9 protein-coding genes are annotated in these 7182 nt (G+C 73.2%); 5 read left to right on the top strand and 4 right to left on the bottom strand.

Translation table 11 applies throughout. The features are described 5' to 3' along the window. Positions 1-250 (bottom strand): DUF5133 domain-containing protein (locus UW392_RS00995; protein WP_320772889.1); only part of this gene is annotated, 250 nt, incomplete at its 3' end. A 349-nt stretch (positions 251-599) separates the two neighbouring features. Here UW392_RS00995 and tgmA point away from each other — a divergent pair. From tgmA to UW392_RS00975, 4 genes are all read left to right on the top strand, one after another. Continuing rightward, positions 600-791, top strand: coding sequence for a putative ATP-grasp-modified RiPP (gene tgmA / locus UW392_RS00990; RefSeq protein ID WP_320772888.1), 192 nt, complete (start codon positions 600-602; stop codon positions 789-791). A gap of 16 nt (positions 792-807) precedes the next feature. Next, the gene (gene tgmB / locus UW392_RS00985) at positions 808-1791 is read left to right on the top strand and encodes an ATP-grasp ribosomal peptide maturase (RefSeq protein ID WP_320772887.1); all 984 of its coding nucleotides are present in this window, start codon (positions 808-810) and stop codon (positions 1789-1791) included. A gap of 108 nt (positions 1792-1899) precedes the next feature. Continuing rightward, positions 1900-2205, top strand: coding sequence for a DUF6332 family protein (locus UW392_RS00980; protein ID WP_320772886.1), 306 nt, complete (start codon positions 1900-1902; stop codon positions 2203-2205). A 67-nt stretch (positions 2206-2272) separates the two neighbouring features. Then, positions 2273-2722 (top strand): nitroreductase family deazaflavin-dependent oxidoreductase, encoded by a 450-nt coding sequence (locus UW392_RS00975; RefSeq protein WP_320772885.1) that lies wholly within the window; start codon positions 2273-2275, stop codon positions 2720-2722. Between the two features lie 33 nt (positions 2723-2755). On the opposite strand, the gene UW392_RS00970 is transcribed toward UW392_RS00975, so the two are convergent. Continuing rightward, complete coding sequence (locus tag UW392_RS00970; RefSeq protein WP_320772884.1) at positions 2756-3973, bottom strand: geranylgeranyl reductase family protein; 1218 nt, start codon at positions 3971-3973, stop codon at positions 2756-2758. 173 nt (positions 3974-4146) lie between these two features. Between UW392_RS00970 and UW392_RS00965 the strand changes: the two genes are divergently transcribed. After that, positions 4147-5502: a dipeptidase gene (locus UW392_RS00965; RefSeq protein ID WP_320772883.1), complete on the top strand. Its 1356-nt coding sequence runs from the start codon at positions 4147-4149 to the stop codon at positions 5500-5502. A gap of 97 nt (positions 5503-5599) precedes the next feature. On the opposite strand, the gene UW392_RS00960 is transcribed toward UW392_RS00965, so the two are convergent. Beyond that, the gene (locus UW392_RS00960; RefSeq protein WP_320772882.1) at positions 5600-6637 is read right to left on the bottom strand and encodes an NUDIX hydrolase; all 1038 of its coding nucleotides are present in this window, start codon (positions 6635-6637) and stop codon (positions 5600-5602) included. Between the two features lie 142 nt (positions 6638-6779). Next, positions 6780-7016, bottom strand: a complete 237-nt coding sequence (locus tag UW392_RS00955; RefSeq protein ID WP_320772881.1) for a hypothetical protein — start codon at positions 7014-7016, stop codon at positions 6780-6782. Positions 7017-7182 lie beyond the last annotated feature (166 nt).

The following is a 7182-nucleotide window of genomic DNA, read 5'->3' as shown; positions in this document are numbered from 1 at the left end:
AGACGGCCAGGGGCAGGTCGCGCTGCCCGGCGGACGCCGCCGGCCCCGTCCTGCGGCCCGCCGCCAGCGCCTCGTCCGCGGCGGCGATCGCCGCGTCGACCTCGGCCTCGCCCATCAGGGTGCACAGGGCCTCGCCGACCTCCGTCAGCCCCTGCGCCGTCCGCGGCGTCTCCTTCTCCGCGTGGGCGATGCGCAGGGTGGCGTACCGGGTGAGCAGTTGTCTGACGACCTTCGGGTCGGGAACGAGCACGGTGGGTCCCCTTTCTCCAGTGGACGGTCGCCTGCCCCGTTCCCCGTGGGTCACTCACGACTTTCACGGCATGCCCCGAATGTGACCGAATCGCAACCACTCGGGTCCCGGCACCCCGATAGCACCTCGTCTACGGGGAAGTAGCAGGTACGCGCACACCTGCGGCCCGAGCCCGGCGCGTCCGACCCGGAGGGGACGGCCGATCCGGCACCACGGTCACACAGCGTGAGGAAACCAATCACCCGTTCGACTCGTATTACTCCATGAGAGCACTGCGATCCGTGCTGCCCGCGTGACGCCGGAGCGTCACCGTCCGCATGCCCGGGTGGCCCCCGAACAAGGAGAGACGATGCGACTGTTCGCACTCAACTACGCTCGCCCTGCTGAGCAGTTGGAGGTCAGCGCTGCGTACACCTATGACTCGGACCGGCAGTTGAACGTCCTGGCCGACGGACGCGCCGCCGTCCACGACTACGGGGTGTTGCGGGAGGCGGGGGCGACCACCTCCACCGCGGGCTCGAAGACCCACTTCGACGACTGACCACGGACCGGCGACGATGACCGTACTGATCCTGACGTGCGAACAGGATGTGACGGCGGACATGGTGGTGGCCGAACTCAACGCGAACGGTGTCCCCGTGCTCCGGCTCGACCCCGCCGATCTTCCGGGCGGGGTCGCGCTCTCCGGTGAGTACGTGCACGGGGAGTTCCGCGGGCACCTGTCCGCCGGCGGCCGTCTGGTGAGCACGAGCGGCCTGCGGTCCGTCTGGGTCCGCAGGCCGGGCGTCCCGGGCACCCGGGCGGCCCGGCCGTCCGCCTGGCTGACCGAGGAGTCCGCCCAGGCGCTGTACGGCATCCTGCGCGGCACCGACGCCCGCTGGATGAACCACCCCGACGCGGCCGCCCGGGCCCGCCACAAGCCCTGGCAGCTGCGTCTCGCCCAGCGCGCCGGGCTGCCCGTGCCGGCCACGCTGATCACCTCGTTCCCGCAGGCCGCCCGCGAGTTCGCGGAGCGTTTCCCCGACCTGGTGGTCAAGACCGTGTCCGGCACGCATCCGCAGGACCCGCCCGAGGCGGTGCCGACCAGCCGGGTCCCGCCGGGCACGGACTTCGCCGCCGTCGCCCTCGGTCCGACACTGCTGCAGCGCCGGATCGCCAAGCGTGCCGACATCCGCCTCACCGCCGTCGGCGACCGCCTGCTGGCCGCCCGCAAGCCGGTCGACGCCGACGCGGGCCCGGACGAGGTGGACGTGCGGTTCGCCCGGGCCGGCACGTCCTGGCAGCCGGTCGACGTACCGGTGCGTACGGCCGAGGCCGTGCACGCCTATCTCCGCCGGGCCCGACTGGCCTACGGCGCCTTCGACTTCGCGGAGGACGCCGACGGGATCTGGTGGTTCCTGGAGTGCAACCAGTCCGGCCAGTTCGGGTTCGTCGAGATCGACACGGGCCAACCGATCGCCCGTACCATCGCCGCCTGGCTCGCCCGCGACGCACCGGGCGACGGCCGGCGGGCGGAGCGCGAGGGGGTGGCGGGCGTGTGACGGGGCCCGCGGTACGGTCGCCGACCGCACGGCGGCCGGCGGGGCCGGGAGGCTCTCCCCCTATGCTGTGAAAGACGTGGGGACGTGGGGACGGGGGGGCCGGAACACATGGAACACACCGGACAGGGACGGCGACAGGGACGGCGAACGCAGGCCGAGCGGGACGCGATGACCGTGGAGATCGGGTACGCGCTGCTCAGTGCCGCGTTCGCGGCGGCCGTGGTGTTCGGCGCCGTGGCGGGTCCGGCGCTGCTCTTCGCGCTGCCGGACCCGGTGGAGCGTGCGCTGCTCCCGTGCGCCGCCGTGGTGGCCGTCGTCCTGTTCGCCGTCCGGGTGGTGAGCGTGCTCGTCCGCTTCCACCAGGGCGGCGGCACCCGGCCCGGCGGACCCGGCCGTACCGGCCCCGCCGCCTGACCCCGTACGGCGCACCCGAACACCGCTCGCACGCTTCGCTCTTCCCGCCCTGCCGAGAGGACCACGCATGTCCGCGTACGTACGCAAGCCCGGCTGGTTCACCGTCCACGTGCTCAACCGCGCCGTCGCCTGGCTGACCGGCCGCGGCATCGACGTCCGGGGCTCCCGGGTCCTCGCCGTCCGCGGCCACAGGAGCGGTGAGTGGCGCACCGCTCCGGTGCACGTGCTGACCGTGGACGGCGAGCGGTACCTGGTCGCGCCGCGCGGTCATGTGCAGTGGACGCACAACATGCGGGCCGCGGGCGGCGGCGAACTGCGGCTGGGCAGAACCGTGGAGGTGTTCACCGCGACGGAGGTCGCCGACGACGACAAGGCTCCGCTGCTCCGTGCCTACCTCAGCAGGTGGAACGCCGAGGTCGGCACGTTCTTCAAGGGCGTCGGCCCCGGCTCCTCGGACGAGGAGCTGCGGCGCGCGGCCCCCGACCACCCCGTCTTCCGCATCACCGGCACCGCGTGAACGGCGCCCCCGCGCTCACCCGTTGCACCGGTCTCACCGGTCGAATCTGGCCAGGACGCGCTGGGCCGTCGGATGGGTACGGACGAGCTCGCCCAGGGTGGTCGAGCCGCGCGTGATCTCGGCGAACGCCCGCCAGGCCGGCCGGAAACCGGTGAGGGCCGCGTGGAACAGGCCGGGCCGGCGCTCGAACATCTTCAGCATCGTCTTCCCGACGCCCATCTCGACGCCGAGCCCGGACTTGACCGCGAAGGCGTAGTTGAGGGCCTGGCGCCGGGTGTCCACCGCGTCGTGCGCCTCCGCGATCCGTACCGCCCACTCCCCCGCGAGCCGCCCGGAGCGCAGCGCGAAGGAGATGCCCTCGCGGGTCCACGGCTCCAGCAGCCCGGCCGCGTCCCCGCACACCAGCACCCGGCCGCGCGACAGGGGCGAGTCGTCGGCGCGGCAGCGGGTCAGGTGCCCGGAGGAGACGCTCGGCTCGAAGCCCGCGAGGCCGAGCCGGCCGATGAAGTCCTCCAGGTACCGCTTGGTGGCGGCGCCCTCGCCGCGCGCGGAGATCACGCCGACCGTCAGCGTGTCGCCCTTGGGGAAGACCCAGCCGTAACTGCCGGGCATCGGGCCCCAGTCGATGAGGACGCGGCCCTTCCAGTCCTCGGCGACGGTCTCCGGCACCGGGATCTCCACCTCCAGGCCGAGGTCGACCTGGTCGAGTTTCACCCCGACGTGTGCGCCTATGCGGCTCGCGCTGCCGTCCGCTCCGACCACGGCCCGGGCGAGCAGCGTCTCGCCGCCCTGGAGGACGACGGCGACCGTCCGCCGGTCCGGCACCGCGGAGCCGTGCTGCTCGACCCGCGAGACCGTGACGCCGGTGCGCAGCTCCGCGCCCGCCTTCTGCGCGTGCTCGACCAGCTGCTGGTCGAACTCGGGCCGGTTGATCAACCCGAACAGCATCTGCCGGGAGCGGCGGGTGCGCGTGAAGCGGCCGTTGTGGGAGAAGGTGACCGCGTGCACGCGGTCCTTGAACGGCAGCTCGAAACCGGGCGGCAGGTTGTCGCGCGAGGGGCCGATGATGCCGCCGCCGCACGTCTTGTAGCGGGGCAGCTCCGCCTTCTCCAGCAGCAGGACGCGCCGTCCCGCGACCGCCGCCGCGTAGGCGGCCGAGGCCCCCGCGGGCCCCGCGCCGACCACGACGACGTCCCACACCTGCTCCGCGTCGTCCCGCACGTCGTCCGCCGAAGAGTTGTCGCTGCTCACGATGGTCTACTGCTCCCGATCCGCCGCCTGCCGCATCTGTCCCGAGCATCCTACGGCGGCCCTCGTCATGGCCCGCTGTGGGAGGATCGGCGGACGTATGCGCCTTACACCGTTTTACGCGTACGCAGCCACGTACCCGTCAGTACAACGTCGCACCACCCAGGAGCGTGCCCATGTCGTCGAATCCGGTCGCCGAGACCGTCGCCGCGCTGATGCCGCGGGCGAAGCAGGAGCTCACCGAGCTGGTGGCCTTCGCATCGGTGGCGGACTTCACGCAGTTCCCGAGGAGTGAGAGCGAGGGCGCCGCGAACTGGATCGTGGCCGCGCTGCGCGCCGAGGGCTTCACGGACGTCGACCTGCTCGACACCCCGGACGGCACCCAGTCGGTGTACGGCTACCTGCCCGGCCCCGCGGGCGCGAGGACGGTCCTGCTGTACGCGCACTACGACGTGCAGCCGCCGCTGGACGAGGACGGGTGGACCAGCCCGGCGTTCGAGCTGACGGAGCGGAACGGCCGCTGGTACGGGCGCGGCGCGGCCGACTGCAAGGGCGGCGTCATCATGCACCTGCTCGCGCTGCGGGCGCTGAAGGCGAACGGCGGCGTGCCCGTGCACGTGAAGGTGATCGTCGAGGGCTCCGAGGAGCAGGCCACCGGTGGTCTGGAGCGGTACGCCGAGCAGCACCCGGAGCTGCTCGCCGCCGACGCGATCCTCATCGGCGACACCGGCAACTTCCAGGTGGGCCTGCCGACGGTCACCGCCTCGCTGCGCGGCACGACCCTGCTGCGCGTCCAGGTCGACACCCTGGAGGGCAACCTGCACTCCGGGCAGTTCGGTGGCGCGGCCCCCGACGCGCTGGCCGCGCTGATCCGGGCGCTGGACTCGCTGCGCGCCGAGGACGGTTCGACGACGGTCGACGGGCTCGCGGGCGACGCCGAGTGGCAGGGCCTGCAGTACCCGGAGGAGCAGTTCCGCAAGGACGCCAAGGTGCTCGACGGCGTGGAGCTGATCGGCACGGGCACGGTCGCCGACCGCGTGTGGGCGCGCCCGGCCGTCACCGTGCTCGGCATCGACTGCCCGCCCGTCGTGGGCGCCACCCCGTCGGTGCAGGCGAGCGCGCGGGCGCTGGTCGGCCTGCGGGTGCCCCCGGGCATGCCCGCCGCCGAGGCGGCCAAGCTGCTCCAGGAGCACCTGCAGGCGCGCGTCCCGTGGGGTGCGCGGGTGAGCTTCGAACTGTCCGGTCTCGGCGAGGGCTTCAGCCCCGACACCTCCAGTCCGGCGTACGAGGCGATGGCCTCGGCGATGGCGGTCGCCTACCCCGGCCAGGAGCTGCGGTACGCGGGCGAGGGCGGCTCCATCCCGCTCTGCGCCACGCTGGCCGGGCTCTACCCGGACGCCGAGATCCTGCTGTTCGGCCTGAGCGAGCCGGAGGCGCAGATCCACGGGCTCGACGAGAGCGTCTCCCCCGAGGAGTTGGAGCGCCTGTCGGTGGCGGAGGCGCTGTTCCTGCGCGACTACGCGGCACGCTGACGGCCACCGGCCGAGCGCGACCGGACGGCCGCGGCGGGCATCGCGGGCGGGCGCGCACGGGACGACCCCGGAGTGCGCCCACCCGATGCCGGCCGCGCTACACCGGCACTCCCGCCTCCAGGTACAGCGCCGCGCCCCGCTCACGGGCCCGCAGCGCCCACCGCAGCCGTTCGTAGCGGACGGGGGGCAGCAGGTCGGCGGCCTCCTCCTCGGTGACGAAGCGCCACTCGCGCAGTTCGGGGCCCGGCAGGACGGGCCGTTGGTGGCGGTCGGTGTCCAGGCGTCCCCCGTCGTACAGGAGGCGCAGTCCGCCGTATCCGGGCGGCACGGGCCGCTCCCAGTCCACGACCAGCAGGCGGGGCACGTCGTCGAGGTGTATGCCGGTCTCCTCGGTGACCTCCCGCATGCCCGCGCGCGCGGGGGCCTCACCGGGCTCGACGACCCCGCCGGGGAACTCCCAGCCCGCCTTGTACGTCGGGTCGACGAGCAGGACGCGGTCGTGCTCGTCGAACAGCAGCACCCCCGCCGCCAGGGTCTCCGCCGTGGGTTCAGGCGTCTGCACGATGTCGCAGACCGGTACGTCCCCGGTGCGCACCGCCTCAGCGACGCGCCAGGCGGTCTCGTACGGGGTCAGGGCGCTGGTGTCGACGGGGTGGGCGTCGGCGGTCAGCCAGGAGGCGAGCGCCGCGTGGTAGGGCTCGATGTGGTCGTACGCCCACTGACGGACCCTCAGCTCGCCGTCGGGGAGGTCGGGTGGGAGCTCCCGTCTCTCTATCCGCTCGCGCAGGATCGTTTCAGCCGGGGCGAGGAGCACATGCCGTACGGGTATCCGGCGTGCGGCGAGACCGCCGAAGATCTCGTCGCGGTACTCCTGACGCAGCAGGGTCATGGGAACCACGAGGGTTCCGCCGACCTCCGTGAGCATGGCGGCGGCCGTGTCCACCACGAGCCGTCGCCAACTCGGCAGGTCCTGGTAGTCACCGACCTCGGCGAGGCGTTTGGCCGGCAGCAGGTGTGTGAGTGCGCCGCCGATGACCTCGGGGTCGAAGAGCGTGCTGTTCGGGATCAGGTCGATCAGTTCCCGTGCGGTGGTGGACTTCCCCGCACCGAACGCACCGTTGATCCAGACGATCACGGTTCCCCCTCTTCTGTTGGCCTTCTGAGGCTTGCCCGCTTCACCCCGGCACGGAAACCAGCCGCTGATGAGGAGCCGGACACACCGCGCCGGGTCCCCCGCCGCACGGGGCGGTGGACCCGGCGCAGTCCACACGGTGCCGTCAGCCGCCCAGGCCCGCCTGGCCCGCGTTGCCTCCCAGGGACGGCTTGTCCACCGCCAGGCTCTCGTCGGTGATCAGCTTGTCGGCGGAGCCGAGGTCCCTGAGGGCGTCGTCGACATCGAGACTGATGAGTGCCTCACCGGTCTCGCCGGCCTCGGCACCGTGCGAGGGGGAGACGGCGGCGACGACGAGTCCGGTGGCCAGGGATGCGATGGCGAGCATGCTGCGCTTCTTCATGCCTCGTCCAACTGCGCATCGCGTACGAGGTCACGCGAACCGGGGCGATTCGACCCGTCGGCGGACCACGGGGAGCGGACGCCGCACGCCGCGCTCGGGGACGTCCGGGCCGGCCGCAGGGACGTCACGCGTCGGGGCGCCCGGCCCACGCGGCGGCGGCCGAGGC

This window comes from Streptomyces sp. CRN 30, assembly GCF_034105845.1.
The sequence above is the reverse complement of the archived record's forward strand: the minus strand, read 5'-3'. Positions and strand labels throughout refer to the sequence as shown.

What these genes read in the sequence shown, in the direction of transcription:
- UW392_RS00980 (WP_320772886.1), top strand. Translation starts at nt 1,900, where the DNA reads ATGGAACACACCGGACAGGGACGGCGACAGGGACGGCGAACGCAGGCC.
- UW392_RS00975 (WP_320772885.1), top strand. Translation starts at nt 2,273, where the DNA reads ATGTCCGCGTACGTACGCAAGCCCGGCTGGTTCACCGTCCACGTGCTC.
- UW392_RS00965 (WP_320772883.1), top strand. Translation starts at nt 4,147, where the DNA reads ATGTCGTCGAATCCGGTCGCCGAGACCGTCGCCGCGCTGATGCCGCGG.
- tgmA (WP_320772888.1), top strand. Translation starts at nt 600, where the DNA reads ATGCGACTGTTCGCACTCAACTACGCTCGCCCTGCTGAGCAGTTGGAG.
- UW392_RS00955 (WP_320772881.1), bottom strand. Translation starts at nt 7,016, where the DNA reads ATGAAGAAGCGCAGCATGCTCGCCATCGCATCCCTGGCCACCGGACTC.
- tgmB (WP_320772887.1), top strand. Translation starts at nt 808, where the DNA reads ATGACCGTACTGATCCTGACGTGCGAACAGGATGTGACGGCGGACATG.